The following is a 26948-nucleotide window of genomic DNA, read 5'->3' on the forward strand; positions in this document are numbered from 1 at the left end:
AAGAGATGAGAGAACAACCCGCAGATCCAAGATCTGCCGGTCTTTGCGGCCAAAGGCTAGATTCGGGTGCAGTTGGATACTAGCGGTCAAGCTTCCCGCTCATCCCTGCACCCAGGAATGCCAAAGCCAATCAAGGGCAGGCCGTAAACAAGCACGGCTGTCCTTTCCATCCAACTGGACGCAGCCCAAGGCCCTGAATAATGGTCGGGCCACGCGCTACTAGCAACTTCATGGTCAAAAACGGCGTGGCATGGTGACCATTCACGTGTTCGACAAGAATCATCCCTTCGTTCCGACCACCCATGGTTGACGCGCAGCTCGTCTCACAACCACTTCGGGCGGCGTCCGCGTCGGAGTCGGAGATAGTTCTGCACTCCGACAAAGCCGCGCAGGCACTGGAAGAACTGCGCGGCAAGGGATTCAACCAGTTCGGCTGGGAGGGGCGGCCCGGAGATGAGGAACGTCCTCTCGGAACGTCATCCGGATCTTGGCCACGACCACCGACTTTCACTGTTGATCTGGGCGCGCGGCGCCAGGTTGTCCTGCCGTGGCCGGAGGTCGTGTGGTGAGTGGGTTGGAGCAGGATTGCACTACCTGTAACTGCACACGCTGACCACATAAGTTCCAGTCAGTATTACCGGTGTAGTGCCGACTCAGAGATTGACTTACTTTTTTGACGAGCCCCGTGTAGTTAGCGACGGCCGCCAGAAAACGTGGACCGGGGAAATCACGGAGTAAATCTCTATCTAGGCACAAGACAAACGGCCAACCCACTTGGAGCTGGCCGTCGATCCCTTTGACTGAAAGACTCAATTAGCGCCATTGCTAGCCCATTCGTGCCGGGCCAGCGACCTAGTGCCTGGCTAGTTCAGTGCGCTTCTATACAACGATCGGACCGTTATCGAGGACGCAGGTGTCCTGGCCGGTGGCAGTGCCATCAAGAGTGGAAAACCAGCCGTCGTTGACGTAGACCCATTGCCCTTGGTCTGCGCGCCAGAAGTGGTTATATACCCTGATCTGGAGTCGCCCGGTCCCATTCATGGCCGCCACTGTGGAGTACTGCGTGTTGCCATCGGAGTCGTACCAGGGGCCAGCCGTGACGAAGACGCTGTCTGCAACGTTCTTGAGGTAGGGGCTCCGGAAAGCAGCCTCCCATTGGCTCGTAGCTGTGTTGTAGGACTGCACTTCGGCTTGCCAAAGAACCTCACCTGAGATGGGCACATTGGTGGGTGCATCAATGATGACGCCATGGGCGACGCAGGTCATGGCGTTTGGCCGGCCATAGGGTGAGACGGCCAGAGCCTGGGAGGATGCAACCGTAGACATTATCAAGGCAAAGGCAACGGCAGCGAAGAATGCAAACATTTTTTTAATCCAATTGCGCATGGGATGAACTTTTCGTGTAGAGGTGGAGAAGAGTTGCGCACATTTCAGAGTTCAGTGAAGTTAGGGGTCATGCGACCTGGATCAGCTGGCCTCAGTAGTGAGAAACTGACTCCCTGATTCCGTTTATGCTTACTTACCAGAGGGTGGGATCCCTCGGATAGTTCCTTGAGGAGCTTGGAATACTGCAGAACATTTCTGTGCTGGTTGGCACAGGCCAGCCCTAGCCCCTATACGCTCGCGGCTGGTCGAACCGTTGGGCGTCCGGCTTGGGGCCTATCAGGACGAGGACGAGTAGGATGATGCCGCCTATGAGCGGAATCAGCCCGAGGAGCGCCATCCAGCCGCTAAGGTTGGCGTCATGCAGGCGGCGGACGAGCAGCGCCACTCCCGGGACGATGGTCACCAGTACCCAGACGCTCAGGAGGATCAGGGCGATGAGAAGCCCCGGGCTGGCCTCACCGGTGCCGTTGGGGCTGGTAAGCCCAAGGACGAGGTAGAACAGTATGGTGACGATGCTGTTTACGAGCACCCACCACCAGTATTCGCTGCGGCTGGCCCGCCCCGAGAAGGTTGCGTACTTCTTGAAGAACCGGATGAAGGCGTCTGGGGCGGAGGCGCCGTAGAGCGGCGCCGAAAGCGGCGTGTAACTCGCCGGCCGGGAGTGCTGCTGTTGCTGTGTGTAGGTCATGATGGTCTCCTTGCGTTTTGGCGTGATGCGTGCAGTTGGTCAGTTACGTCCAAGCTGAGTGGCCTGAGGCGCTGTGAGGCTGTAGGTGTGGGGCCAGTTTCCTTTTCGTTGGGGACGAGGGTCTTAGTACGACTCCGTCAGCCAGGGGTCACAGCTGGCTGGGACGCCGGACTTGTATCCGGTCATGAAGGCCTTGGACCTTTGCTCTGGCGTGCCATGATGTGCCGGGTCGTTGAAGGCGTAATCGCCCATCAACATCGTGGCCTGGATACCTTCTTCGATGTCCCCCGCCTCGAGGATGCCCTCGTGAAGGGCCGAGTTGGCCCAGACTCCGGCCCAACAATCGGCGTGGAGTTCAGTTTTGTAGACGGCGTAGGTCAGCGAAGCCGGAGCAGTGGGAAGAATACCCAGTTCCGTCTGGAGGTTGTGGGCGTATTCATGGGCCACAGCGAAGGCAACTGAGAAGTCCCCGGAGGGATTTCCGGTGGCGGGGTCGGTGTTGGCTTTGACCCGGCCGTTCCAGATTTCGGTGGCCATGACTTGAGAAATGACGATGGTGTCATTGGCGCCGCAGTAGAACACGTCCTGGTCGGTGGTCATCCTGTTGCCGCAGGGGTCCATCATCTTTTCGCCGGGGCCGGGATAGATCGCGTTCACGTACGGCACTGGGTAGCCAGCTTCTTGCCAAACCGCGGTCCAGTACCTGGCGACGTCGGTCATGACCCCGGCCAGGAACGAGGACATGGTTGGCGCCATGGCATCGGCGTAGGCCAGTTTGCTCCTGAGTGCGTTGGGCTGGGTCTTAGCGGGCGAAAGCGGCGCGGGACCAGGAGCGGTCGACGATGGCGCGACGGCGTTGTACGAGGGGGAGGCCGTTGGCTCCTCCGCTGTCGCGGACAAGATGGCCGGATCCGGCAGGGGATCAACCGAATCTGCGGACGACTGACTTGACGCCGGACTCAGGTTTTGACCGGCCGGAGCCGCAGAGCATGCCGTGCAGACCAACAGCAAGGAAAAGACGACGGCAGAGACAAATCGAGGTTTTTTCACGGTGACCCTTTACTGGGGAAATGACGCCTGAATAGGATGTAAACTGCTTTTCCGGCGGTGCGGAAAGTTTGCGACCTGGGGGGAGACTGCCCAACGTCTTGGGATACCGGGGCGATCATTGTTTGAGATCGTCCAGGTAGAGCGTGGAGGATGTCCTACTGTGGTAACAGATTCCGGTCTTGCCGGGTGATGAGGCACTTATTAGCGAAGACCGCTTTAACGCCCTGGCGTTCCCCCCGCGAACAGTTTACTGCTGGTAATTGAAAAGCCATTTCCCGTATCAAGGTCATCACATTCGATATAGGCAGTGAAGTCCGCAAGGGACATGTAGCAGTAAAAGTCGCTGTAGCGGTAGTTCGATTTCTCCGCCTTTGTTGCCATTTTAGTTACCTCTACTTCTATCGTTTGTTGGACTTCTTTTCGGGTTGGACAATAATTCGAGTGCTTTGCGGTTCTGTCTATATTCATTAGAGGCCCGGCCGACCACGAAAGTTCCCTAAAGAAAATTGGGATTTCCGGGAACTTTCCTGCCCCCGGCAGCATCAACGAATTATTCGCCGGGACGGCAAACGGCTCTCCTCCGCTGCTTCGCCTTGGGTTCGCCGTATCTTCAGCGGATCCTGACCGACAACGAGGCCTATTACCGCTCCCATGCCTTGAGGACGCTGGAACATCCTCGGGACCGCGCACGATCATCAGAGCCCTGCGTCCCCATCGGTGGATCGACCACCCCCTGCTGGACCTGCAACAGCCCTCGAAGTCGGTTACCCGCAAACCCGCCCTGACGGGCTACCGGACTACGACGAAGCGATAGACCTGCACCGGCTCGAAGAGGACCTGTCGGCAGCCCTTGGACCCGGGGCCTGCTGGTCGCTACCCAGACATCAAATGGCCGGCGTGTCCTGCACTACTACACCGACTCCGAAGACCAGAACGGCCGGGACATCGTCGACCGATTCGCGGGAACCCGGCCCGATTGTCAAAGTGAGCCACACCCACGACCGCGAATGGACCCTGATCACCCCATTCACTTGACCTCAGGTCCCAAGGGGGATGTCCACCCAGCGGGTCGTAGTCTGAAATTTCCTTCCGATGCCGGAGCAGGATTAGGGGAGCCCGTGACTATTCCGCCGCTGCCAGAACCCGAGCCGTTTCCGCCTGAGCCGGGGCCCACCGGCCCTGACTCGCCGGATCCGACATCTCCAGGCCCTGCACCGGGATTTCCGGACCCTTGAGGCTCCCACAAATGTGTGTGGCAGTGTGCCGCATTCATGTGTAGTCCGAGCGCTACGGCTTTTCAAGGGGCAGCGGCTGACCATCGGTCCGGAATGGTACGTGCAGGGGCCAAGAGCTGGCGGTTAATCTCTTCACTGAGTTGCGGCATATCTTCCATGCATAAAGACGAGGCTCGCGCCGGAGACTGGGTCCAGGGCGATCGACAATCTGGCACAGCCAGTTTCGGATGAGGAGACGCCGGGCCGCGCCGTCGTCCTCAACAGCTCTTCCCAATTCTTCCCTGACCAGCAGCCACAAATCGTGGGCTCCTGCCGGATCATTCCCGGTGTATCCGGCCAGTTGGCGAAGGGCCGGAGTATCGTAGCCGTGAAGGAGCAGATCGGCAGCCACGTCGGGCAATGGTCGCTGCGAAACAGGCCGATTTGGTCCTGTAGAAATGTCAGCCGTCCGCTGTCGACGTCTTTACAGCTCATGGAGCAGGCTTGCTGCTGTCGCTGATTGAAAAGCCGCTTTCCCCGCCGGCGTCATCACGTGAGACATAGGCAGTGAAGTCCGCAAGGGACATGAAGCAGTAAAAGTCGCTGTAGCGGTACTTTAGTTTCTCTGACCTCGTTGCCACTTTGGCTACCTTTCCTTCCACAGTCTGCCAAACTTCGCTGCCTTGGGCCCATGATCCGTTGTCCCGATCAAGCTTCTTGATGTTCAGTAGAGGTCCCGGCACCCCGGAAAGTTCCCTCCAAATAGCTGAAATTCCCGGGAACATTCCCGCCCGCGACCCGCGCATCGTCAGGCTCCGGCTTGCCGCCAGGCTGCATTGGCGTCAACGTTGATGGGCTCGCCGATGATCCTTTCATAGCCGCGGGCTTCCCCATCTGAAGGGTGCATGGATAACTGACACACGACGGCCCGGAAAAGCGGATTGATTCGGGGAACATTCCCGCACCCTTTCGCCTCTAATCATCACCAAGACAAAAAGGAAGATCGGTCCTTTCGTGGACCAGGAACGCCGTTCGGGGACGTCCTGGTCGGACATCGGAAGGAGCAGGGGGCAGCAAGCTAGCAGCCTAGAAGCCCCGCTCTAATAGACGGCAAAAACCAGTACTTCTACACAACAAGGAGCAGTTATGCACGAGATGCACAGTATGGTGACGAGGGTGCTGATCACGGCAGCCGTGGCGCTGGTCGGGCTGACCGGCTGCAGCGGCGGAACCAGCACCGCCGACAGCCCAGCGCCCAGTACCGCTGCCAGCGTCCCGGCAGTCGATACCTCCCACCCGGCCATCAGGCAGGCCCAGAGCGACTACCTCACTGCCGCAGGCAAAGTGAGAGCGGCGTATGACACCTTCTACAACCGCTATGACTCAGGCAGCACCGACCTGCCGGCACTGCAGAAGGCCGCAGCCGGGGTGGCGGACGCGCTGGGCGAGTTCGGCAACTTCGTGCGGGACTACGACTGGCCGCCCAGCGTGCCCTCGGACCTGCCCGCCACCATCCGCGTGGACTACACCACCGATGAAGGCGGGATGGACACATGGGTTAAGGTGGCCGCCGCTGGCTCGCTGGCCGAGATGAAGGAGCGCCTCAAGGAAACTGACTCCCCTGAGGCCACCTCCGATACCGATACAGATGCGCTGCGAAAGGCCATCGGGCTGCCGCCCTCCGTCAAGCCCTCCGACTGACGCGATTGCGGCTGTCGTGCTGGAAGCGAGCAAACTACCTGTCTGCGAGCAACACTGGAGCAGGGCAGGGAACGAAGGGGTGACCATGCAGGTCGCTCTGGCGCGGACGTCGGCGGGGGCAGTCGTGGTGCGGCAGCGCTGGGCGGGTGCGGCAGCGGGGACACCGGCGGGGGAGGCACAGCTGCCCCGACACCTCCGTGGTCACCGAAGACAGCACAGTTGACGACTCGGGCAGCAGCTCCGCCGCTTGACATAGGAGAAACTCATGCAAACATCTGAGATGCTAGCCCTACTGGCGCTGATAGTTTCGGTGGTAGCTGTTGGCTTCAGTATCAGGCAGGGTGTTGTCGCCGGAAAGGCGAACAAGCACGCGGCGGCAGCTGCGTCGGGTGCCTACCGGCATCAGCCCGCCCCCGAACATCTCTGGGAGCTGGGACGCTACGGGGAGGCCATCGAATTGGTGGTCACCGGGCTCGGGCACCGGGCGGCCGACAACCGTGACCTCCTAGAGTCCTGGGCAAATCGGGCCGAAGACTTTTTGTCTGCCGACAGTCTCGATCGGATGAATCTCCAACAGGCTCTGGCCGCCTGGACCGGGGAGGCCGGGGACACTGCCGGGGCCATTGCCTTGTTCCGTGAGCTGCTCCAGGACCAGATCCGCATTCAGGGTCCGGATAACCCCGCCACCCTGGTTGCCCGAAACAACCTGGCCTACTGGACCGGGGAGGCCGGGGACCCTGTCGGGGCCCTCGCCTTGGGCCGCGAGCTGCTCCAGGACCAGATCCGCATCCTGGGCCCGGATAACCCCGACACCCTGAGAACCCGCAGCAACCTGGCCTCCTGGACCGGGCAGGCCGGGGACACTGCCGGGGCCCTCGCCTTTTTCCGTGAGCTGCTCCAGGACCAGATCCGGATTCTGGGCCCGGATAACCCCGACACCCTGGCCACCCGCGGCAACCTGGCCTACTGGACCGGGCAGGCCGGGGACACCCCCGGGGCCATCGCCTTGTGCCTCGACCTGCTCCAGGACCAGGTCCGGATCCTGGGCCCGGATAACCCCGCCACCCTGGCCACCCGCAGCCGGTTAAACCGATTGCTAAGCTGAAAACAACCGGTCGGACAGGCATGCAGGTTGCAACTGGCTTTGGATACTGCTGTTTCTAAAACACGCCCTCATAGTGCGCCCCCTCGCTAGCTCTTAACAAAAAGAGACAGAGAACAGGAACCGGAATTTCGAACGGTTCTGCATCAGTGGCTCGGGGATGCGAGCCGTTGAATTGTCAGACGAGGCTTCCCCACGGCGGCTTCGGCCTCACCAAGGCCAACGCTAAACACTGTGAGGATTGCGGTGGCTGGTCCGGGACTGGCTGGCAGAGTAGGTGCTGGCCGTTCCTCCTGTGTGTGCTGCCGTCGGGCATCTGGATCGTTCCGGTGATTTCCACCGCACAATCCTATGTTCCAAAGAGGGGAGTGCGAACTTAGCGCTGAGGGCGTCCCATCAAGACTTAGATGAGACCCCACTTCGGCCGGAATATCGCGTGCGCCCTGTCTTCCTACCTTGTCCCCCAATCCGTTGCGCTTCGCGTGTAAGCGATGAAGCTTGCGAGACACGAATGAGGCGGACCCCGGTAAGCAGAAGACCGGCAGCGACACCGGCTGCAGCGACCGCTAGACCCCCATGGCTGAGTCGGGGTCGCGGGAAGCTTTTCCATGCCGCGGCGAGGCTGTCCCGCGCCGCCCGTGACATGATGCAGAATGCCGACAGCCTGGACCGCGCTGCCGACAGCTATTCCAACCTGGCAACCTGCTGGACACCATCCGGTCCCTTGAAGTCGTCCTGGGGCAGCTGGCGGAATGGCACCGTTCCGCGGAGCCCGGCCGGCCTTTCCATCAGGGCCACGATAATAGCACCATCGGAATCATGACGACGATTGCGGAACTAGACCTCGCTGTGCAGCAGGCAGACAGGCTGCAGGAGACCACCAGCCGCGCTAACGGTGGCAACGCCGTCGTGCAGTGGTTTGATGAGGTGACCCACCGGAATCGGCTGAATGACTGATGTCAGTGGTGTGCCAGCCTGCTGCCGCTCCCGGGGCGATGGAGCTTTTCGATCAGCCCCCCGGTCAGCGCCTTCACGCTTCTGAATAGCCCGATGGCAGTAAGCCTCAGGACGAGAATCACCAGATGGACGGCCCCACCTACGAGGAGGAGCAGGACCAGGCTGAGGATGGCGGGCAAGAACATGACAAAAACGGTGCCCATGGTCGCTAAGTACGCGAGGGCGTAGGCCATGATGGTGGAGGGGTCCACTGGGTATCCCTTTGAAACGGCCGGATCGGCTCCGGTGCCAGCTGCGGACGCCCTTGCAGCTAAGGGTGGCGTGGTCCGGCGCCTTTGCCGGGCCACAGTAGGCGCGCGACCATGCATTTCTCAGTGGGCCGGGGACCACCTCCAGGCATGGACGCGCGGAGAGGTCATACCAAGTGGGCGCCGTTCCGAGCCCTGCCGAATGGGTCGGACGTATTCAGGGCCAGATGTCTTCGCCTCATCGCCGCACATGTCGCTGACCAGGCCGGTTCCGGCGATCTCCCGTACGGTGAATATTCCTGCCGCCGCTGCCTGTTTCGTCGGAAACACCCCGGACGTTGCCAGGTGATTCCCTGCGGCATCCACCAGCCGAAAGCGGTAGCCCCCTTCAGGGGAATCGAAGACTTCAAAGTGGCCGGACATGTTGCTCCATCGCGTTGTCCAATGTACGACAACGACGGAGTCTGCATACCGCCTGAGACCACTCACTTTATCGGCTGCCGAGGGAGCTTGAAAAGGTTTTGGGTCACCAAAAGGTCCCGAGCGACCCTACCTAGCGCCGTGTCCCAGGCGCCACGCGAAGGCACGATGATTGCCGAAGAGCAAAATGTCTTCGCCGGTCCTCAGTCAGACGGCCGGCCCTCGAACAGCGGATAGACCCCGCCCGCCGAAGCGTAGCTGGACGCGCTCGAGCGGTAGGGCGCCCATACTGCGGAGCAGCTGCGCCAAGGCCGCGGGGACCGACCGGGATCTGCAGGCGGCATCCACCCTCAGGGAAGCAGAGCACTAGGGGAGCGTTCGGCCGGCGTGAGCAGCCACTGGTGACCGAAATCTTGTGGCGGGCTCTGGGGAGTAAGGCGTTTCGCCTTGATGTTTCCTGGACGGTGGTTCGTTTAAACCGTCAGAGGGCTGCTGCTGATCGCGAAGCTACTCTCGATGTCGTCGTCATCACGCGAGATGTATGCGGTGAAGTCCGCCAGTGACATGAAGCAGTAAAAGTCGCCGTATCGGTAGTTGGCCTTGTCTGCTCTTGTTGCCACTCCGGCCACCTCCATTCATTGTCGTTGCATTTTCCTGTGGATTGATAGTGCACCGCCAGGTGCAGTGTTTCACGCGGTTCTCTACACTGTTCGGGCAGGATCGGGACAGGGTTTGCACAGGACACGCTAACGCCGCCGAATTCCGCTGAACCGTCCTGCCCACGTGGTCAAGCACTCCCACGCCCGGTCGGCTGGCAGCTGTTGTTTGTGCGGCCAGCGGCACCGAGGCCCCCGGCCAGGGGAAATTCGCACGCTTCCTGGAAACATCTCTCCAAGAAGGCAGATACGGGAAATAGCCCGTGCAGAGGTGCTCCCGGACGCCTTCCCGGCGGAGGCCCGTCAGTGGGTTTCCCCGCAGGCCCTTTTGTACCGCCAAAGCCGGGGCGGGGCTTGTGGGGAAGGATCCCGCCACCCGAGAGGCTTGGTCACAGCGTCTGACCAGGTTTGCCGGCCGGCAGGGAACAGGGCGGTATCGGCATCGGGGAGCCTTGCGCTACGTCACGGTGCGGCCTGCGGTGCCATACTGGTTCCACGAGTATGACGGACCGGGGGCCCACCATGATGCTTGATACGACGACCCTGCGTGCCGCTTTCGGGGTGATCGCGCTTACCCTGCTGGTTCTTTTCTACCTCGTGACGTTCCGTCACACCCGTTCGGAGTACAGTGCCTGGTGGTGCACGGCGCTCGGCCTGTTCCTTTTCGGAGCCGCTTCGTTTCTTCTTGACGGAACCTCCCAGCAGGTATGGGCGAACCCGCTGGGAAACACCATGCTGGTTGCTGGCGCTGCGAGTGTCTGGTCCGCCGCCCGTTCTTTGAGGACGAGCCGGCCGCTGTGGTGGCAGCTGACCCTGGCCCCGGCCTCCACCGCGGTTGCCTCGGCACTGGATCATCCGGCCACCAACGACTGGTCAGGCGGGCCGGTTTTTCTGGCGTTGATGTCGTTGATGATTGGCCTTGCCGCCCGGGAACTGGGGCTGCTAAAACCCGACGACTCCCGAGTCCACCGGCCGTTGGCGGTGATGTCGGGGCTGCTCGCGGCATACTACTTCGGCCGGTTGCTGGTCTTCCTTGCTGAAGGTCCGACAGGGCCGGTTTTCCTCACTTACTTCGGTTCCGCGCCCACGACGCTTCTCACCATGGCCCTCCTTGTGGTTGTGTCCTTCAGCATGGCCGTGCTCAGTCACGAACAACTGACAAAAGACCTCAGTGCCCGCGCCACCCGGGACGGCCTGACAGGCGTCCTGAACCGCACAACCTTCCTGAACCTCGCCGCCGGAGACGTACGTCGGTTGCGCTTCACGAGAGCCTCAGCATCACTCGTTCTCGCTGACCTTGACCACTTCAAGGCAGTCAATGACAGCTATGGGCATCCTGCGGGAGACTCAGTTCTCCAGGCGTTCGCCGCGGCCTGCTTGGCATCGGTCCGGTCTACGGACCTCGTGGGCAGATACGGCGGTGAAGAATTCATTATTTTCCTTCCCGGAGCAGGTCCGGACCGGGCCGAGGCCATAGCAGGGGAAATAAGCCGCCGCTTTGCCGCGGTGGAGATCCCGGAGAACGTCCGGTTTCCGACCGTCAGCTACGGGATCGCCACAAACAATTCCGGCGCCGCCGATCTGAGAATGATGATCTCATCAGCCGACTCGGCCCTCTATCGGGCGAAGGCAACCGGGCGAAACCGCGCCGCCCGGAACCATCTGAACTGAGACGCCCCGGTACTTTGGTTGCAGTCACGCACACCTGGCTTCCGCGGCAAGGGTTCGAATTGTGGGCTGTCTGGTCCTTGTTGTCCCGGCTGATGAAGCCTGACCCGAGTTGCGGTTCCTCGGAAGAGACTTGAAGGAGGGCGGGCACGTCCGCCCCTTCTGTCGCTGCCCGCGGTTCGAAGTAGGCAATGCCTTCACCATCGACTCCCTGAGAGTGTCGCGGTGGTGCTGGCTAACAATGGCCCGGCAAGGTAGGCGTGCTTGCTCCAGACAATTTTCGCCCTGGCGCCCTGTGGACCACCTGTTCGCGCAGGCCTGATCCTCCTTGACCAGTTGCGGCCGGATCACCGCCCTTCCTCCGGATATTGTGAAAGCGAGGAGGTGCACGACCATGCTCGCCGTGGTTCCTCGAGGAATGCAATCCGTGTTCAGATACATGAGGTGGGCGATGAGGGGCGGCCCGAATTTTGTGTGGCTGTGCCGCGCGGAAGCACCGCCCGCAATCTGAACGGGGCGGTGCTTCCTGGGGTCGCTTTCGTTGGATGTGGATGGTTAGCGGGTGCCGGTGGTGAAGTTCCAGGCCGTGCTGGCCAGGGGAGTGCCGGCCACATCCCGTACCGCCGTGGGGTCGCCCGTGATGGTGACGGTGTACCTAGTGCTGGCCGCAAGCGTGGCTGCCGGGTTGAGGATCCACTGGTTGGTGGTCCCGTTACGGGTGACGGTGGCTGCCACCGCCGCACCGGTGGCCGCGTTCTTCAGGGTGAAGGTGGCGGTGCCGACGCCGTTGACGGGCTTACTGAAGGTAGCTGTGATGTTGGCTGTCCGGAGCATCCCGGTCGAGTTCACTCCCGGAGCCCTGGAGGTCACGGTCGGCGCGGCGCTTGTGGTGAACCGCCAGCTGGTTGAAGCCAGAGGGCCGATTGGCCAAGTCGCGGATGCCCGCCGCGCCGCCGGTCAGGGTGGCGGTGTAGGGGGTGCTAGGGGTGAGCAGGGCGGTGGGGTCGATGCCCGCCGGCTGGCCTGGTCGTAGGTCACCGTGGCGGGGATCGTGGCCCCGGCTGCGTTCTTCAGCGTGAACGCTCACCTGCCACGGCAGGCTGCGGCTGCAATCGCCTCGATGTTCGCCCTTCCGCGCCGACCCATCGGATCGTCGGGGGTGAGTGGTGCAGCTGGGCTGCCGCCGCTTGCCAGGCTCTATTCGATGGACACCCTCAGACAGTTCAGGGCGTCTGGGTCCAGATCGACAGGCCGTCAGGGACAGCTGCTGCCCCGAACTGGGCTAGGAGCAGGGCGGGGTCCTTTTCGGTGTCTGCGCACGCCTGCAGACGGGACGCCAACAAAGGGAGGATCGCTGTGATTGAGTTCGTATGGCTGCAGTCCTATTCTTCCGGAGACCCCTAGACGCCGATAATGGGGATTGGCGCGCGGGTAGGCCATGGCTTCGGCGGTGGCTGCCATGCCGGTGTCGCGGCGGAAGTCGCCGGAACCGAAGGCCAGCCGGAAGGCGCCCTGGGCTTTGACGATGTTGTTGGCTTCCTCAATGCCGACGGCGGACTCCACCAGCGGGATGACCGGGGTCTTGCCGTCCATTCGGTGGAAGCTCTCCGTGACCTGGTCGGCCGATTCGGTCTTGGCCAGCATGATGCCCAGCAGGCCGGGGGTGCCGCGCAGCCCGGCGAGGTCGTCGGCCCAGAACGGGCTGGTGGCATCGTTGATGCGGACCCAGGCCTGGCCGCCGGCGGTCAGCCAGTTCACGACGTTATTCCGGGCGGTGTCCTTCTGTGACGGGTCCACTGCGTCTTCGACGTCGAGGATGATCGCGTCGGCCCGGGAGACGGCAGACTGGTCGAAGAGGTCAGTCTTCATCGCGTCGACCAGCAGCCAGGAGCGGGCAATGTCTGCCGGGATGTTGCGTTCCGGGATAAAGGCCTGGGGTGCGTCACTGAGCGGCGGGGTGGCGAGGGTGGTGTCTTCGGGGCTTTTGGGGCATGTAGGTGTGCTGCGTCATGGGTCTCCGTGCTGGCTCAGTTGGGTGATGGTGTTGGGGATGCCATCCGGTGGTAGCAGAGCCCGTCTTCGGCTTCTTCCGGTTCTGTCCACACTTCGATCCCGAGCGCTGCGTCGTACATCGTACGTGGTTGGGCGGCGTCGCCTGCGATCCAGAGCGCTGTGGAGTCTGCCATGGCATCATCGACCGTTCCGGTGCGGATGATCTGGCCATGCTGGCGGATCTGGACGGTCGTTCCGATAAGCCGGCGCCAATGGATGTACTGGCGGAGCATGATCCGCTCTCCGAAGGCGGGTGCGTGCCGGTTGCTGGGGCCGGTCGAGGGGGTCATGGTGCGGTCAGAGCCGACGCCACTGCTTTGCCCAGTTCCTCTGTGGTGGCATTGCCGCCCATGTCGGGTGTGAGGTTGTGTGTTCCGCCGGCGAGCACGGTTTCCATGGCGGTGGTGATGGCGGCCGCGGCTTCGGGTTCTCCCAGATGGTCCAGCATCATCGCGGCACACCAGATTTGCCCTATGGGGTTGGCGATGCCTTTGCCTGCGATGTCCGGGGCGGAGCCGTGGTGGTTCGAAGAGGCTGGGGAACGTGCGTTCGGGGTTGATGTTGCCGCTGGGGGCGATGCCGACGGTCCCGGTGCAGGCCGGGCCGAGGTCGGAGAGGATATCGCCGAAGAGGTTGCTGGCGACGACAACATCGAACCAGTCGGGGTGCATGACAAAGTTAGCGGCCAGGATGTCGATGTGGTACTTGTCCACGTCGACCTCCGGGTAGTCCGCAGACATGGCCTGCACCCGTTCGTCCCAGTAGGGCATGGTGATGGAGATCCCGTTGCTCTTCGTGGCGGAGGTCAGGTGCTTTTTGGGCCTGCTCTGGGCAAGGTCGAAGGCGTATTTGAGGATGCGGTCCACGCCGGTACGGGTCATGACCGTTTCCTGGACTACGGTTTCGCGGTCGGTGCCTTCGAAGATCTTTCCTCCGATGCTGGAGTATTCGCCTTCGGTGTTTTCGCGCACGACGTAGAAGTCCACGTCGCCGGGGACACGGCCTGTCAGGGGGCTGGGGACGCCGGGGAGGAGTTTGACCGGGCGGAGGCTGACGTACTGGTCGAAGTGGCGGCGGAATTGCAGGAGGCTTCCCCACAGTGAGATGTGGTCGGGGACGACGTCGGGCCAGCCGACGGCGCCGAAGAAGATGGAATCGAACTGGTTCAGCTGGTCGAACCATCCGTCGGGGAGCATCTTCCCGTGCCGGGTGTAGTAGTCCGCGGAGGCGTAGTCGAAGTGCTCGTATTTGAGGTTGAGGTCGAAGGCTGAGGCTGCGGCGTCCAGGATGCGCAGTCCTTCGGGCACGACTTCGGTGCCGATTCCGTCGCCGGGAATGACTGCGATGCGGTGGGGTTTCGACATCAGGGTTCCTTCTTTGTCTCTGCTTGGTGTTCGGGTTAGCGGTCGACCGGGTGTGCCGGTTCGCGGTTTTCGAGGACGTCGATGACGGCGTGCGCGGCTGCCAGGCCGGCCCGGGTCCGGGCTTGGGCCGTCTGCCCGGCAAGGTGGTAAGTGATGAGGACATTGTCCAAGCCCCGGAGGGGGCTGTCGCCTGGCAGGGGTTCGGTCTCGAGCACGTCCAACGCGGCGCCGGCGATGGTGCCGTCGTACAGTGCTTTGGCGAGGGCTTCTTCGTCCACGAGTGAGCCGCGGGCTGCGTTGATGAGCACGGCGGTGGGTTTCATCATTTGCAGCCGGCCCGCGTCGATCAGCTTGCCGGTGGATTGGCCTCCGCGGGTATGCAGGGAGAGGTAGTCGGCCTCACGGATGACCGTGTCGAGATCCGTGAACCGAATGGCTCTGGTGTCAGGGTCGGGGTGGGCGGTGCTGACCAGGACGTTCATGCCGACGGCGGTCCCAGTTGTGCGGTGGCGCGTCCACTGGGTCCGTAGCCGATGATGCCCAGGGTGGATCCGCGGAGTTCATGGCCGGCTTCGCGGGGCCAGTGGCTTGGCGGACAGCTGTGGTGACCTCGGCGAGGCGGCGTGCGGCCATGATTATCAGTCCTATGGTCAGTTCGGCGACGGAGTGGTGGTTGGTTCCGGGGGCGTTGCAGACCCTGATCCCCCCTGCGGCGGCCGCCTGGACGTCGATGGAGTCGTACCCCACCCCGCTGCGTGCGATGACTTTGAGGGAGGCAGCGCCGGTGAGCATGTCGGCGGTGACGGGTTCGCTGGCGAGGATCGCCCCGGAAATGCTGTTGAATAACGAGCTGCGTTCCTTCGGGCTGCGTGGCCCCCGCGAGGGTGAGTAGACCGGTTCCAAGCCATGGTCCCGCAGGAGCTGGTCAACGGTATCTCCCGGGTGGAGGTAGTCGGTGGTGATCAGGATGCGGGCGGCCATGGTGTGGGTGGATTCCTCTTTTTATCTGGTGCGGATGCGCTGCCGTCAGCGGCTGTGGGTTTACGGTTCACGTGGGCAGGGCCGCCGCGATGTGCGGCGGCCCTGCGTGGTGCGGTGTTAGTAGACGTCAACCTTGTCCGCTTCCACGGCGGTCGGTGTCCTTGCTTCGATTTCGTTCTTCTTCTGGCCTGAGGCGTGGAGGGCTTTGCGGGCCTGTTCGGGGTCGTAGTCCTTTTCCCATTTGCCGACGACGACGGCTGCCATCACGTTGCCAAGGACGTTGATGAACACCCGGCCTTCGTTCAGGAGTCGGTCGATACCGACGATGAGGGCGAGAGCGGCCAGCGGGATGCCGCCGACTGAGCTCAAGGTGCTGGCCAGGACGATGAACGCGCCGCCGGCAATTCCAGCGGTGCCCTTGCTGGTGAGCATCATGACGCCGACCATGACGAGCTGCTGTTCCCAGGAGAGGTCCATACCGACGGCCTGGGCCAGGAAGACTGAGGCCATGGTCAGGTAGACGGCGGATCCGTCGAGGTTGAAGGAGAACCCGGATGGGATCACGATGCCTACGGTGGACTTGCCGACGCCCATGGCTTCGAGCTTCTTGATCAGCTGCGGGAGTACCGCTTCGCTGGAGCAGGTGCTCAGGGCGATCAGCAGCTCGGCCTTGAAGTAGCGCATCACCGTGAAGATGTTCAGTCCGCAGGCACCGGCGATGGTGCTCAGGACCACGAGGACATAGAGGATGCAGGTCACGGTGAACAACACGACGAGGTAGCCGAGTTGCTGCAGGCTTTGGGTGCCGTAGTTGGCCACCACTGCCGCCAGCGCGCCGAAGGTACCGATGGGAGCCAGGCGCATGACCCAGCTGACGATCTTGAAGATCACGGTGGACAGGGCCTGGATGCCCTTGATCAGGAACGCGCCGGATTCGCCGGAGACGTTCATGGCGGCGCCAAAGATGATGGAGACCATCAGCGCGGCGATGATGGTGTGGCCAGTCAGGGCACCGAACAGTGATTCGGGGATGATGTTGCTGACGAACTCGAGACCGTCGAAGCCCTTGCTAGCGGCCGCCGGCACCTTGCTGGAGTCCAGCTGTGACGGGTCGATGTTCATGCCGTCGCCGGGGCGGAATACGTTGGCGACGACCAGGCCGATCAGCATCGACACGAGCGAGAGGGCGAGGAAGTAGCCCAGTGCCTTCACGCCGATGCGGCCGGCTTTGCGAAGGCTGTCCATCGAGGCGATGCCAAGGGACACGACGCAGAACACCACGGGGATGACGATCATCTTCACCAGGGCGATGAACCAGTCGCTGAGCGGTGTGAGCTGTTTACCGACGGAGGGCAGGAGCAGTCCGACGGCGATGCCCAGGACGGCACCCAGAACGACTTGGAACCAGAGTTCGCGGATCAGCCGGCCGAACCGGGATCGCTGCTTGGGCGGGGCGGAATGCTGCGGGTCCTGCATGGTGTGGGACGACATCTTGGGTGCTCCTTTGCACGACAGACGGAGAAAACTTGAGAGGTGCGGTCCCGGGCAGTGATGCTGCCCGGGACCGGGCACTACCGGATTGCTTAGTTGTGCAGTTCGCGCAGGACTTTGTAGAACTCGGCTTTACCTTCGAGCCCGATCCCCGGCAGATCGCCCGGAGCCACGCGGCTGTTGACGATGACAGCGTCGTCGGTGAAGCCACCGGTGGGCTGGAACTCGCCCGGGTAGGACTCGTTGCCACCGAGCTTGAGGGCTGCTGCGATGTGCAGGGAGAACTGGTGTCCGCCGTGGGGGATGCAGCGGCGTGAGGACCAACCGTGCTGGGCGAGCATGTCCTGGATCCGGCGGTATTCGGTCAGGCCGTAGCTCAGTGCCGGGTCGACCTGGATGAAGTCGCGGTCCGGGCGCATCCCGCCGTAACGGACGAGGTTCCGCGCGTCCTGGAGGGAGAACAGGTTTTCTCCGGCTGGCGATCGGGTTCCTGTAGTGCTCAGAGAGGGTGGCATTCAGGGCGTAGTCGAGCGGATCGCCGACTTCCTCGTACCAGAACAGCCCGTACTGGTCGATGGCTTTGCCGTATTCCAGCGCCGTCTCCAGGTCAAACTTGCCGTTGACGTCCACCATTAGGCGGGAAGCGTCGCCGTCCAGGACCTCGATGACGGCTTCGATGCGGCGGAGGTCTTCGGCGAGGTCGGCGCCGCCGATCTTCATTTTGACGACGTTGTAGCCCTTGGCGAGGAAGCCGCGCATTTCGTTCTGCAGGTCCTCGAGGGTCTTGCCGGGTGCGTAGTAGCCGCCGGCGGCGTAAACGAAGACGTCCTTGTCCGGGTTGCCGTCACCGTAGTGATCCGAGATCCACCGGTACAGCGGGACGCCGGCGATCTTCGCAGCCAGATCGTGCAGGGCCATGTCGGCCACGCCGACAGCGACAGAGCGTTCGCCGTGGCCGCCGGGCTTCTCGTTGGACATCATCAGGTCCCACGCCTTCTCCGGCGAGAGTTGGCCGTCCTCATCGAGAAGGTCCTCGGACGGGGCATCCATGATGCGCGGGAGAACGCGGTCTTTCAGGATGCCCGTCGCGTTGTAGCGGCCGTTGGAGTTGAAGCCGTAGCCAACCAGAGGCTTGCCATCGACGAACACATCGGAGACGAGCGCGATGATTGTGCAGTCCATCTTGGTGAAGTCAATGAAGGCGTTGCGGATCGAGGAACTGATGGGAATGGTGCCAACGTGGGCAGAAACGATTTTCATCTTTGAATCTCTCCTGATAGTGGTCTTATTTCTTATAAGACTTGGGTCGAGGACAATCCGAGGTACGAGGAACACGCAAGTCCTTCGAGCGAATATCTTATAAGACCTGCGATAAGGTTAGCGGCGAGTTAAGGGGCGCACAAGTCTTCGGATGGAATTTCTTATAAGATGTGTAAGGGGAGCGAGGTGGCCCCGTCTTCAGTAAGAGATTTGGAGCGTCAGATGAGCACCACGAACGTCTTTTCCAGTAAGGGCAGTCTGGCCTACAGCGAACTCCGCCAGCTGATCCTCTCGGGCGGCCTTGCCCCGGGCTCACGCGTCTCCCAGTACGAACTGGCGGACAACATGCAGATGAGCATCACCCCCCTGCGGGAAGCGATCCGCCGACTCTCAAGCGAGGGTCTGATCATCATGGACACCCACCGGGACTCCCGTGTGGCTGACGTGAGTGCTTCCGAGGCCCGCGAACTCCTTGAAGTCCGCCTCTCGCTGGAGCCGTCAGCGACCGGGTTGGCGGCACACCGCCGGACCGAAGCTGACATCGCCGCCATGCGGACCGCGGCGGAGAAACTGCTGCCGGTCACCCGGGTCTGGGGTGAGGAAGCCATCACGGCACACCGCGATTTCCACCGGGCCGTCTACGCCGCCTCCCACAACGCCAGCATGATCAAGCTCCTGGATGACCTGTGGGACAAGTCCGACCGCTACCGCCGCCTCGGTCTGGAACTTCCATCCGGTGATGAACCCCGGACCATCGACCTGAACCAGCACCACCAGATCCTTGAACTTGTAGCCTCCGGCGATGGTCCCGGCGCAGCTGAACTCGCACGGACCCACATCGCCAACAGCCTCACAGCCTCAGTAACCGGAGCCCTGGAGGAACGCGAGAACGTCTATCCGGTAACCATGGAGAAGACAGCCTAATATTCGCCGATCGTCAGGAACCGGCCACTGCCGCCGCCGCTTTTACCGCCGGATATTCAGCCAAGATGCAAATCCCCGCAGAGGAACCAGGTCCAAAATCTTCCCATTGCTGCTTGCCGTCAAGGTGGGGTGTACTCTATCCAGACTTATCTTGACCCGTGTGATCCGTTACGGGGGCTTTCTCCAAGTGCTTTGGTGTCGCTTCTGGCCGGATCGGAAAACGGCGCGTCTGCTACCGCCACCGCGGTTTGCGTCGCGGGGGAGCCCGCGTATCCATGGGGGCAAGCGAAACGCCACGGTTGGCATTCTCGCACTTGTATTCTTGCCGTGAAAACAATCCCTGATGCTGTCTGGCCTAGAGCAGCTGGAAGCGGTTAGGCATCGATCACCAAATCGGTCCGCGCGGTGGAGCAGCAGGGCAGGAACTTGCCTGCATCGATTTCCCGTGCCCGGATCCCGCCCTGGTGGTTCATCTCGACCTCCCCGGAAAGCTTGACGACCTTGCAGGAGCCGCACATCCCTTCCTTGCAGTTCGCGCCGATCCTGACGCCCGCACGCTGGGCTGCCCCGAGGATGTGTTGGTCGGGGTCGATGCGCACATTGATGCCGGTCCGCATGAAGGACAGGGTGAGGCTTCCCGTTCCGACCGTGTCGAAGCTAGAGGCATCAGGGGACACAGCCTCCGGCCCCACGTCCGAACTTTCGTCGGAGGCTTCGGAATAGGGTGCCGTGTCCATGATTTCCAGCGGCAGCCCCATGGCCTTCAGGGGTCCCTCGGCGTTGTAGCCGGGTTCGTAGAGCCCGAACGCTGTGGGCTGGCTTTCATAGTAGTCCTCGGCGGAATCTGCGATTTCCTCGGCGATTTCCTCGGCAATGTCCTCTGCAAGCGCGATCTCCGCCTGGTATTCTAGGATCGTCTGGCGATCTCCCGAGAAGAATTCCATGTTGATGGAGGTGTCGTCGACGCCGACCTTCCCCAGTAGCTCGGTGGCGGTGTTCAGGTAACCCTCGGGGCCGCAGGCATAGACCTGGCGGCCGTTGGCATCGGGGGCAACCTCGTCGAGCATGGCCGCCGTCAGCCTTCCGCTGAGCCATTCCCACCCTTCGGGTTTGCTGCGGTCACCCAGGGCGTAGAAGACCTTGACTCGCGAGTCCATGGAGGCGATGTAGGCAAGCTCCTGGTGGAAGGCATATCCTCCGGCCTCCGCTCCGTGGTAGAGCACCACGACATCGGCCTGTCCGGGCAGGGAGTGGATGGTCCGCACCATCGACATGATGGGGGTGATGCCTGCGCCGGCGGCCAGCAAGAGGTACCGTGCCCGGCGGTCGGCGTCAGGCAGGTGGAATGCCCCGACCGGTCCGAGCATCTCGAGGACGGTGCCGGGTTTGACGTTCTCGTGCACCCAGGGTGAGACGAGTCCAGTGGGGTCGCGTTTGACTGTGATGTTGAATGTCCACGGCTGGGTGGGCGAACTGGACAGCGAGTAGCTGCGGTCCACCGGATCCTGGTCCTCGCCGTTTACGGGAAAGGCGACGTTCACGTACTGGCCCGCACGGAACGCCAGGGGCGCACCGTCGCAGCGGCGGAACACGAAGGTCATCATGCCGCCCGCCTCGGGAACGGTCTCGACGCATTCCGCCGTGAACTCCTGCGGATGCCAGGGGCCCAATGCGTGGGCAGCGCGGGCGGGTCCCTCGGTGCTGCCCATCACCCTGTTCCACGGCATCTCAAGACCGCGAATGCGCTGTGGTTCCTGGATTGCCGTGTCGGTGCGGAGTTCAATCATGCCAAGTGCTCCTGCACGCGCTGTACGTACCAGTTGATGAACGCCTCGACCTGGTATTCGCTCTTCATGTAGGGGCCGGGCTCGTAGGCGGGGCTGCTGGCGCCCTTCTGGCACAGCTCCACGAACGCCTTGTCCTGCAGATTTGTCTGCTTCCAGGTGTAGGTGAGTTTCTCCAGATCGTAATCAACGCCTTCCTCGGCGTCGTCAGCCACCAGCCAGGTGGTGCGTACCAGTGTCTGGTGTTCGTTGACGGGGAAGACGGCGAACGTGATGACGTGGTCCCCGAGGAAATGGAACCAGCTGTTAGGCTGCAGGTGCATCGAGCAGCGGCCAAGGCGGAAGTCCCGCAAGTCACCGAGCAGCTTCTTGGAGAGCCTGCGCCCATCGGGCGAGAACGATTCGCCCTCACCGTCGAGCGATTCCCGTGAGATGCGGATTCCCGCTATGCGCGTGTCGAGCTCCTCGACGACCTCATAGGGAAGGCCATAGCGCCTGCAACGCTCCTCAAGCGAGGACTGCGCTTCCTTGTTGCGGTCCCACACTTCCTCGAGATGGGCCGGGACCAGGCCCTCCGTCAGGCCCCAGGTGGGAAAGAGGGAACAAGCGAGCTCCGGGTGGCCGTCGCAGTGGTAGCACTCACGGTTGTTCTCCATGACGAGCTTCCAGTTGCCCTCCTCGATGATGTTCTGCTGGTAGGCGATTTTCGTCTTCGACAGATCGTGGGGCGCGAGGTAAGGCTCGAAGATCTTTCCGGTTTCGTCGAAATCCGCCGGCGGTTCGTCCCCAATGCAGACGAAGATGAGTCCGGCGAACACGCGGCTGTGGGCGCGCTTGAGGCCGAAGCAGCCCTTGTCGAACTTCGTTTCCCCCGGTGCCGAGGCATGAATCAAATCGCCGTTGGGGGAGTAGGTCCAGGAGTGATAGCCGCATACAAGGTTTCCCGTTGACCCCGCGGGTTCGGTCAGGACGCGGGCGCCGCGGTGGCGGCACACATTGTGCAGGACGTTCACGCCGCCGTCGTCGTTGCGCAGAACGATTAGGGAGTAAGGCCCGTAGTCGACGGTGACGTAGTCGCCCGGCTCCGGGAGCTCGGCGATGCTGGCAGCAAAGATCCAGTGCTTGCCAAAAATGGCCTGCATGTCGATGTTGAAAATCGTCGGATCGGTGTAGAAGGGGGCATCGAGGGAATATCCCACGCGCCGGAGATCGAACAACTCGGTGATTTCCGCTAGCTGCTCGGCAGGCAATGATGAAGCGAGTTTTCCGCGTGAATTGAGGGGCAAGTTCACTGGAACAGACATGTGTTTCCTCCCGGGGGGGCCTGGGTAGTGTGCGATTCGTGGGGACCACGGGTGGGTGGGTGCAGCTGGCGTTGGCGAAAACGTTTCTAGTTACGAGATTAGGGAGGATTGACCTGCAACAAAAGCGCAAGATTTAGGAGATAATGGTGCACAATGGGTGCATGATTGATCCACGGCTCATAACACTTCGGGTGTTTGCCCGATGCGGCACCGTTGGCGCAACCGCGGAGCTCACGGGTTATTCTCCCTCCGCCGTCTCCGCACAATTGCGGGAGCTCCAGCGCGTGCTTGGAATGCAACTGCTGACGAAGGACGGCCGGGGTGTGCGACTTACTGCCACGGGCCGCTTTCTCGTGGCGGGCTCGGACACCCTGATTGCGGAATGGGAGAGCCTGCGCGCCGCGGCTATGGAGGCCGGCGACCAGGTCCAGTCCCGTTTTGGGCTCGGTGGATTCTCCACGGCGGCCGCCCAATTGCTCGCGCCGCTGGCCGCCACGCTGCGCTCGACACGCCCCCTACTGGAGGTGCAGGTACTCGAGGCTAACCCTGCCCGCTGCTTCGACTTGTTGGTTGCCGAGCGAATCGACCTCGCGGTCGTCGTCGCGATGCAGTCCGACACCTATGGTGAGGACGATCCGCGCTTCGAGCAGACCGTTCTGCTCGACGATCCTTTGGACGTGATCATTCCCTCCAACCATCCACTGGCATCGCGGGAAACGGTGACGCTCGAAGAGCTGGCGTCGGAACCCTGGATCACCGAGGCCACCGGTTCCACCTACCATGCCCTATTCACCGCGGCGTTCACGGCAGTCGGGGTGACGCCGCGGATTGCCCACGAGGCCGTTGAATGGGAAACCCAGATCGCCTTCGTTGGTGCGGGCCTGGGCGTGGGCCTGCTGCCGCGGCTGGCGCCCCTGCGTAGTGCCGAAAACGTGGTTCGACTGCGCATTACTGGCAAGGGGAAGCCCGCGCGCCGTATTGTCGCTGCGGTGCGCAGGGGCAGCATCGCATCGCCCCTGATCCAGGAGTCGCTCGGCATCCTGCAGGTCAGGGCCAATCATATCCTCGCCGCCCGACCCGAAGACGATCTCTGAAATCGCATGGCGCGATTCGTTGCCGACGGGCCAGCAGGTCCAGAAGGTGGCGACACGTCCGCACGGCCGCCCTTCTTCGCCGCACTAAACGGGCCGCCCGCTCTGGAATCACGCACCGGGTGGCGCTGAATGCCTCCGGCATAGCAGCGTCCGGTTGTGGAGCCGAGCCGGATGGCCACCTCAACTCCTTTGGCTGCGTCATGTGCCTGCCGAGCAGCCCATGAGATGGGAGAAGGAGGTGTCGCCAGAGCCAACCTCTACAGTGTTTGGCGGGCCTCTCGGTCCGTCGCAATCGGAGGCACTCAAGACGTTAGGACGGGGCATACTCGTTCATAACCGGGCACCCTTGCCAGCGCAAAAAGCCGCGTTCCCACAGTAGGGAATGCAATTTTCTCTTGGGTGATCAGTGGATGAATATGGGCATGGACAATGCCCACACTTCGGGCCTCGGACTGGGTAGTACCGGTGATGGTTCGGGCCGGCTTCCGCATATTTCCGGGACTTAGTCAGTAGTCTGCTGCAATGGCACCGCTAACCAAGGCTCCAAGTCGGGCACGTAACCGGTGTCAGAGCAGTGTCGGGAGTCCGGCGGAAGCGATTCTCGAACAGCTGGGCACAAGTCATGTCGCACTCCCCCGGGCCCACCGTGAAGAAGCAGAACAGCCACCGCGAAAAGGAGAAGCCTGTGACCCAACGGCCAAGAAAAGAAACCCGACCAGAAATTTTCTCAGGTCATGTTGCCCCAACCAGTCACGCCCATGAACAGGTAACAAGCATCAAAACCACCGACCAGGCAACGAAGGAGGCACCGGGCCACAGCACCGGCCACCAATGAAAAGGCCCCCGAAGGGGCCCTTCACAACACAAATTGTCCACACTCAGAGGCTAAAAAGCCCCTGAACAGGGAAACACGTGCCCGAGATGGGACTCGAACCAGCCGCTCCCCCTGATAATCCGCCAGTCCGCCGAAAACATCCCCAGTCCGGCCCGGTCCGATGCCGGTACAACTGAATCCGAAGCCCAGGGTGTGGACAGTGTCCACACCCTCTTTTTGTGACCATTTCTGCTGCTTTGCCAAGCGAGTTGCAGCCGCCTTTCGCAGAATGAGAGTCCCGCGTCATCGCGCACTGTCGTCCCTGGGTGGCACCGATTTCCGTGTTGAGCCGGAACCCGGCGCACGAGCTTGGCAGGGCATTGATGTGCGGAGCCCTTGGCCTGACCCCGAATTTGTCTCTGACGAGCCAGCCGACAACACTTCAATCAGTAATTGGGTCGAATCAAATCCGTAATTGGCAGGAACTCGACCTTGCGTCCCGGATCAAGCGGCGCTCAACTCCACTTCGGTCAAAATGGTGAGGTCACCAAGTGCGGCCATCTTCTCGATGATGCCTGTGGTGCGATTGATCACGGCGGTGGCTCGGAATGGGTCTTCTACATGCTCGAACGTGATCAGTAACGACCTTCGGCCGATCTCCTGGATGAGCATCGGGTAAAAGCTCTCGCCGCGACGACCCCACATTAGAAGCGCCTCGGGATGAAGCATTTGGACCTCGGTCGGCATGCCGCGAGGGAATGCAACTGCGTGCGGAGGGTCAGGTTCCAGCGAGAGCATTCCGTCAACCGCCGACCACCTCAGGCCCTGGTCGGTAATCATGTGCCATTCCTCTGCCTCCGCGTCCAGCTCGGCAACAAACTGAAAATGGCTCGCCCCGGACTGACTGACGCTTTTCGTCCGCACGGTGGCCTGTGTTCTCAAAGCCACGATCTCGCTGAGCAAACTGGAACTATCAGACCGGCCAAGGACTGTGTTGAACTTCATGGTCCATCCTGATCACAGAACACTGGCGGAAAGCCCAAAAACCACACCAAACAGGGAAATTCCCCCTAGACCCTCCCGTAAATGGTTCGTCTCACGACCGCTGTCACCATCCCCAACTGGACGCCATGCCCCAATGACTTCCGCCGTGGGGCCTGTCTGAATAACGGTGTGTGGGGTCCGGCCTGATCCGAAAGGAGACGGCCGTGTCAGAGTCCACGACCGAGATGGCAGGGGTGATGATCGATCCTGTGACGGGAGGGATCATCGATCAGAAGGAGCTTGCGGAGCGGTTGCTCGCGCAGGCCAAGGAGCAGGGCGTGAGCCTGGTGGGCCCGGGCGGGCTGCTGAACCAGCTTACGAGGAATGTGCTGGAGACCGCGCTGGAAGCGGAATTGACCGAGCACCTCGGGCACGAGCATGGCCAGACGCCGATCGCAGCCAACGTGCGCAACGGCACCAGGCCGAAGACCGTGCTGACCGAGATCGGCCCGGTCGAGATTGAGGTGCCCCGGGATCGGGACGGCTCGTTCGAGCCGGTGATCGTGCCCAAGCGGAAACGGCGTCTGGACGGGATCGACCATATCGTCCTCTCACTCTCTGCCCGTGGGCTGACCACTGGGGAAATCGCCGCGCACTTCGAGGAGGTCTACGGGGCCAAGGTCTCCAAGGACACCATCAGCCGGATCACGGAGAAGGTCGCCGGGGGGACTGGCCGAATGGTCGGCCCGACCTTTGGATCCGGTCTATCCGGTGCTCTTCGTTGACGCGATCGTGGTCAAGGTCCGTGACGGGCAGGTGCGCAACACCCCGTTCTACGTCGTCATGGGCGTCACCGTGAACGGGGAGCGGGAGAACCTGGGCATCTGGGCCGGCAACGGCGGCGAGGGTGCCCGGTTCTGGCTGCAGGTATTCTCCGAGCTGAAGAACCGGGGCGTTGAAGATGTGTTGATCGCTGTCTGCGATGGGCTCAAGGGCCTGCCGGAGGCGATCACGACCACGTGGGAGCGAACGGTGGTGCAGCAGTGCATGCATCGTGCACCTGATCCGCAACAGCTTCCGCTACGCCGGACGCCAGCACCGCGACGGCATCGTCAAGGCGCTCAAGCCGGTCTACACGGCCCCGTCCGAGCAAGCGGCGAAGGACCGGTTCGCCGAGTTCACGCCGAGTGGGGTCAGCCATTTCCGGCAATCGTGCGGCTCTGGGAGTCCTCCTGGGCGGAATTCGTGCCGTTCATGGAGTACGACGTGGAGATCCGACGGATGATTTCACTCCGACGTTCCATGGGCAGTCGCCTGTAGGTATCCGGCAAGGCCCCCCTTTACGGAGTTCGCTAACGGGTGTTTCCGGATTTGGGCTTACGGTCCAGCACGAGGGCGACAGCGATGCCGAACATCCAGACGTCCTTTGCCAGGGCCGTTCCCTGCTGGCTGGGACGGATACCATCCGCCTGGGTCATGCCGGGGATCCTCCGATACATGGTCAACAGGGACCCGGAGAAGATCCCGAGACCGACTCCGACCAGGCGGCTCGGCAGGAACGGTGCCAGCAGGGCCGCACCCAGGGTCATTTCCGCATAGCTGAGCACCTTGCCGAAAGTTTCGGGTTTCATCCGGGTGACCGGCGGAATGACCTTGGCCGCCATCGACTGGAGCCCGGCCGCGCTGTCCTTATCCAGGTGGCGCTTGCCGTAACCGGCATTCAGGATAAACGCCCCGGTCGTCAGGCGAAGAGGGATATGACTCATTCTTCTCATGTTCGATCCCTTCATAAAGCCCGGTTTCCTC

The 26948-nt window shown here is 62.1% G+C and carries 25 protein-coding genes and 3 pseudogenes; 8 read left to right on the forward strand and 20 right to left on the reverse strand.

What is annotated here, in order from left to right:
* Nucleotides 1–879: 879 nt before the first annotated feature.
* The 3 genes from QFZ23_RS11540 to QFZ23_RS11550 form a co-directional block, all read right to left on the reverse strand.
* On the reverse strand, nt 880–1326 hold the full coding sequence (locus tag QFZ23_RS11540) for a hypothetical protein (protein ID WP_306923049.1): 447 nt from the start codon (nt 1324–1326) through the stop codon (nt 880–882).
* 280 nt (nt 1327–1606) lie between these two features.
* On the reverse strand, nt 1607–2074 hold the full coding sequence (locus QFZ23_RS11545) for a DUF805 domain-containing protein (protein WP_306923051.1): 468 nt from the start codon (nt 2072–2074) through the stop codon (nt 1607–1609).
* 123 nt (nt 2075–2197) lie between these two features.
* Nucleotides 2198–2974, reverse strand: a complete 777-nt coding sequence (locus tag QFZ23_RS11550; protein ID WP_306923053.1) for a neutral zinc metallopeptidase — start codon at nt 2972–2974, stop codon at nt 2198–2200.
* A gap of 2510 nt (nt 2975–5484) precedes the next feature.
* On the opposite strand from QFZ23_RS11550, the gene QFZ23_RS11555 reads away from it, so the two are divergent.
* The 3 genes from QFZ23_RS11555 (at nt 5485) to QFZ23_RS11565 (ending at nt 8098) form a co-directional block, all read left to right on the forward strand.
* Complete coding sequence (locus QFZ23_RS11555) at nt 5485–6039, forward strand: hypothetical protein (protein WP_306923055.1); 555 nt, start codon at nt 5485–5487, stop codon at nt 6037–6039.
* Nucleotides 6040–6304: 265 nt separating this feature from the next.
* The gene (locus QFZ23_RS11560; protein WP_306923056.1) at nt 6305–7144 is read left to right on the forward strand and encodes a tetratricopeptide repeat protein; all 840 of its coding nucleotides are present in this window, start codon (nt 6305–6307) and stop codon (nt 7142–7144) included.
* An 816-nt stretch (nt 7145–7960) separates the two neighbouring features.
* Nucleotides 7961–8098: a hypothetical protein gene (locus tag QFZ23_RS11565; RefSeq protein ID WP_306923058.1), complete on the forward strand. Its 138-nt coding sequence runs from the start codon at nt 7961–7963 to the stop codon at nt 8096–8098.
* A gap of 2 nt (nt 8099–8100) precedes the next feature.
* Here QFZ23_RS11565 and QFZ23_RS11570 read toward each other — a convergent pair whose 3' ends face one another.
* The 3 genes from QFZ23_RS11570 to QFZ23_RS11580 form a co-directional block, all read right to left on the reverse strand.
* Nucleotides 8101–8349, reverse strand: a complete 249-nt coding sequence (locus tag QFZ23_RS11570; protein WP_306923059.1) for a hypothetical protein — start codon at nt 8347–8349, stop codon at nt 8101–8103.
* Between the two features lie 120 nt (nt 8350–8469).
* Complete coding sequence (locus QFZ23_RS11575) at nt 8470–8769, reverse strand: YegP family protein (RefSeq protein WP_306923061.1); 300 nt, start codon at nt 8767–8769, stop codon at nt 8470–8472.
* Nucleotides 8770–9239: 470 nt separating this feature from the next.
* A complete protein-coding gene (locus tag QFZ23_RS11580) occupies nt 9240–9386 on the reverse strand; it encodes a hypothetical protein (protein WP_306923062.1) in 147 nt (48 codons plus the stop codon).
* Between the two features lie 558 nt (nt 9387–9944).
* On the opposite strand from QFZ23_RS11580, the gene QFZ23_RS11585 reads away from it, so the two are divergent.
* Complete coding sequence (locus QFZ23_RS11585; RefSeq protein WP_306923064.1) at nt 9945–11093, forward strand: GGDEF domain-containing protein; 1149 nt, start codon at nt 9945–9947, stop codon at nt 11091–11093.
* A gap of 552 nt (nt 11094–11645) precedes the next feature.
* Here the strand turns inward: QFZ23_RS11585 and QFZ23_RS11590 are convergent.
* From QFZ23_RS11590 to QFZ23_RS23740, 10 genes and pseudogenes are all read right to left on the reverse strand, one after another.
* A complete protein-coding gene (locus QFZ23_RS11590) occupies nt 11646–11939 on the reverse strand; it encodes an Ig-like domain-containing protein (RefSeq protein WP_306923065.1) in 294 nt (97 codons plus the stop codon).
* Complete coding sequence (locus tag QFZ23_RS11595) at nt 11887–12177, reverse strand: Ig-like domain-containing protein (protein WP_306923066.1); 291 nt, start codon at nt 12175–12177, stop codon at nt 11887–11889. Before QFZ23_RS11595 ends, QFZ23_RS11590 begins: the two co-directional genes overlap by 53 nt.
* 248 nt (nt 12178–12425) lie before the next feature.
* Nucleotides 12426–13016: pseudogene (locus QFZ23_RS11600) on the reverse strand (HpcH/HpaI aldolase/citrate lyase family protein); the annotation flags it as partial.
* Between the two features lie 101 nt (nt 13017–13117).
* A complete protein-coding gene (locus tag QFZ23_RS11605; protein WP_306923067.1) occupies nt 13118–13432 on the reverse strand; it encodes a hypothetical protein in 315 nt (104 codons plus the stop codon).
* A pseudogene (locus QFZ23_RS11610) lies at nt 13429–14506 on the reverse strand (tartrate dehydrogenase). The gene QFZ23_RS11605 and the pseudogene QFZ23_RS11610 overlap by 4 nt, the downstream one beginning before the upstream one ends.
* 35 nt (nt 14507–14541) lie before the next feature.
* The gene (locus QFZ23_RS11615) at nt 14542–14988 is read right to left on the reverse strand and encodes an NAD(P)-dependent oxidoreductase (RefSeq protein ID WP_306923069.1); all 447 of its coding nucleotides are present in this window, start codon (nt 14986–14988) and stop codon (nt 14542–14544) included.
* Nucleotides 14951–15487, reverse strand: coding sequence for a hypothetical protein (locus QFZ23_RS11620; RefSeq protein ID WP_306923070.1), 537 nt, complete (start codon nt 15485–15487; stop codon nt 14951–14953). Before QFZ23_RS11620 ends, QFZ23_RS11615 begins: the two co-directional genes overlap by 38 nt.
* A 117-nt stretch (nt 15488–15604) precedes the next feature.
* Nucleotides 15605–16978, reverse strand: a complete 1374-nt coding sequence (locus tag QFZ23_RS11625) for a cation:dicarboxylate symporter family transporter (RefSeq protein ID WP_306923072.1) — start codon at nt 16976–16978, stop codon at nt 15605–15607.
* Nucleotides 16979–17070: 92 nt separating this feature from the next.
* Nucleotides 17071–17493, reverse strand: a complete 423-nt coding sequence (locus QFZ23_RS23735; protein ID WP_373427932.1) for an enolase C-terminal domain-like protein — start codon at nt 17491–17493, stop codon at nt 17071–17073.
* A 22-nt stretch (nt 17494–17515) separates the two neighbouring features.
* Nucleotides 17516–18238: pseudogene (locus tag QFZ23_RS23740) on the reverse strand (enolase C-terminal domain-like protein); the annotation flags it as partial.
* 222 nt (nt 18239–18460) lie between these two features.
* On the opposite strand from QFZ23_RS23740, the gene QFZ23_RS11635 reads away from it, so the two are divergent.
* On the forward strand, nt 18461–19162 hold the full coding sequence (locus tag QFZ23_RS11635) for a GntR family transcriptional regulator (protein WP_306923075.1): 702 nt from the start codon (nt 18461–18463) through the stop codon (nt 19160–19162).
* Nucleotides 19163–19536: 374 nt separating this feature from the next.
* Here QFZ23_RS11635 and QFZ23_RS11640 read toward each other — a convergent pair whose 3' ends face one another.
* Together QFZ23_RS11640 and QFZ23_RS11645 are read right to left on the reverse strand one after the other, a co-directional pair.
* Nucleotides 19537–20949, reverse strand: coding sequence for a ferredoxin reductase (locus tag QFZ23_RS11640; protein WP_306923079.1), 1413 nt, complete (start codon nt 20947–20949; stop codon nt 19537–19539).
* Nucleotides 20946–22250, reverse strand: coding sequence for an aromatic ring-hydroxylating oxygenase subunit alpha (locus QFZ23_RS11645; protein WP_306923081.1), 1305 nt, complete (start codon nt 22248–22250; stop codon nt 20946–20948). Before QFZ23_RS11645 ends, QFZ23_RS11640 begins: the two co-directional genes overlap by 4 nt.
* Before the next feature lie 161 nt (nt 22251–22411).
* On the opposite strand from QFZ23_RS11645, the gene QFZ23_RS11650 reads away from it, so the two are divergent.
* Complete coding sequence (locus QFZ23_RS11650; protein WP_306923084.1) at nt 22412–23344, forward strand: LysR family transcriptional regulator; 933 nt, start codon at nt 22412–22414, stop codon at nt 23342–23344.
* A gap of 1318 nt (nt 23345–24662) precedes the next feature.
* Here QFZ23_RS11650 and QFZ23_RS11655 read toward each other — a convergent pair.
* Entirely contained in the window at nt 24663–25163 is a 501-nt protein-coding gene (locus tag QFZ23_RS11655) for a hypothetical protein (RefSeq protein WP_306923085.1), read from the reverse strand.
* A gap of 203 nt (nt 25164–25366) precedes the next feature.
* Here QFZ23_RS11655 and QFZ23_RS23745 point away from each other — a divergent pair, with 203 nt between their 5' ends.
* Together QFZ23_RS23745 and QFZ23_RS23750 are read left to right on the forward strand one after the other, a co-directional pair.
* Nucleotides 25367–25927 (forward strand): transposase, encoded by a 561-nt coding sequence (locus QFZ23_RS23745; protein ID WP_373427874.1) that lies wholly within the window; start codon nt 25367–25369, stop codon nt 25925–25927.
* Nucleotides 25896–26462: a transposase gene (locus QFZ23_RS23750; RefSeq protein WP_373427875.1), complete on the forward strand. Its 567-nt coding sequence runs from the start codon at nt 25896–25898 to the stop codon at nt 26460–26462. Before QFZ23_RS23745 ends, QFZ23_RS23750 begins: the two co-directional genes overlap by 32 nt.
* Nucleotides 26463–26494: 32 nt before the next feature.
* On the opposite strand, the gene QFZ23_RS11665 is transcribed toward QFZ23_RS23750, so the two are convergent.
* Nucleotides 26495–26908, reverse strand: a complete 414-nt coding sequence (locus QFZ23_RS11665; RefSeq protein WP_306923086.1) for a hypothetical protein — start codon at nt 26906–26908, stop codon at nt 26495–26497.
* Nucleotides 26909–26948: the final 40 nt, after the last annotated feature.

Source organism: Arthrobacter globiformis, assembly GCF_030818015.1.
GTDB lineage: Bacteria > Actinomycetota > Actinomycetes > Actinomycetales > Micrococcaceae > Arthrobacter > Arthrobacter globiformis_C.

Bases quoted from the DNA above. Each gene is read 5' to 3' on its own strand.
- QFZ23_RS11650 (WP_306923084.1), top strand. From the start codon at position 22,412: ATGATTGATCCACGGCTCATAACACTTCGGGTGTTTGCCCGATGCGGC.
- QFZ23_RS11645 (WP_306923081.1), bottom strand. From the start codon at position 22,250: ATGTCTGTTCCAGTGAACTTGCCCCTCAATTCACGCGGAAAACTCGCT.
- QFZ23_RS11555 (WP_306923055.1), top strand. From the start codon at position 5,485: ATGCACGAGATGCACAGTATGGTGACGAGGGTGCTGATCACGGCAGCC.
- QFZ23_RS11635 (WP_306923075.1), top strand. From the start codon at position 18,461: ATGAGCACCACGAACGTCTTTTCCAGTAAGGGCAGTCTGGCCTACAGC.
- QFZ23_RS23735 (WP_373427932.1), bottom strand. From the start codon at position 17,493: ATGCCACCCTCTCTGAGCACTACAGGAACCCGATCGCCAGCCGGAGAA.
- QFZ23_RS11575 (WP_306923061.1), bottom strand. From the start codon at position 8,769: ATGTCCGGCCACTTTGAAGTCTTCGATTCCCCTGAAGGGGGCTACCGC.
- QFZ23_RS11620 (WP_306923070.1), bottom strand. From the start codon at position 15,487: ATGGCCGCCCGCATCCTGATCACCACCGACTACCTCCACCCGGGAGAT.
- QFZ23_RS11565 (WP_306923058.1), top strand. From the start codon at position 7,961: ATGACGACGATTGCGGAACTAGACCTCGCTGTGCAGCAGGCAGACAGG.
- QFZ23_RS11665 (WP_306923086.1), bottom strand. From the start codon at position 26,908: ATGAGTCATATCCCTCTTCGCCTGACGACCGGGGCGTTTATCCTGAAT.
- QFZ23_RS11605 (WP_306923067.1), bottom strand. From the start codon at position 13,432: ATGACCCCCTCGACCGGCCCCAGCAACCGGCACGCACCCGCCTTCGGA.
- QFZ23_RS11540 (WP_306923049.1), bottom strand. From the start codon at position 1,326: ATGTCTACGGTTGCATCCTCCCAGGCTCTGGCCGTCTCACCCTATGGC.
- QFZ23_RS11560 (WP_306923056.1), top strand. From the start codon at position 6,305: ATGCAAACATCTGAGATGCTAGCCCTACTGGCGCTGATAGTTTCGGTG.
- QFZ23_RS11640 (WP_306923079.1), bottom strand. From the start codon at position 20,949: ATGATTGAACTCCGCACCGACACGGCAATCCAGGAACCACAGCGCATT.
- QFZ23_RS11655 (WP_306923085.1), bottom strand. From the start codon at position 25,163: ATGAAGTTCAACACAGTCCTTGGCCGGTCTGATAGTTCCAGTTTGCTC.
- QFZ23_RS11585 (WP_306923064.1), top strand. From the start codon at position 9,945: ATGATGCTTGATACGACGACCCTGCGTGCCGCTTTCGGGGTGATCGCG.
- QFZ23_RS11625 (WP_306923072.1), bottom strand. From the start codon at position 16,978: ATGTCGTCCCACACCATGCAGGACCCGCAGCATTCCGCCCCGCCCAAG.
- QFZ23_RS11545 (WP_306923051.1), bottom strand. From the start codon at position 2,074: ATGACCTACACACAGCAACAGCAGCACTCCCGGCCGGCGAGTTACACG.
- QFZ23_RS11615 (WP_306923069.1), bottom strand. From the start codon at position 14,988: ATGAACGTCCTGGTCAGCACCGCCCACCCCGACCCTGACACCAGAGCC.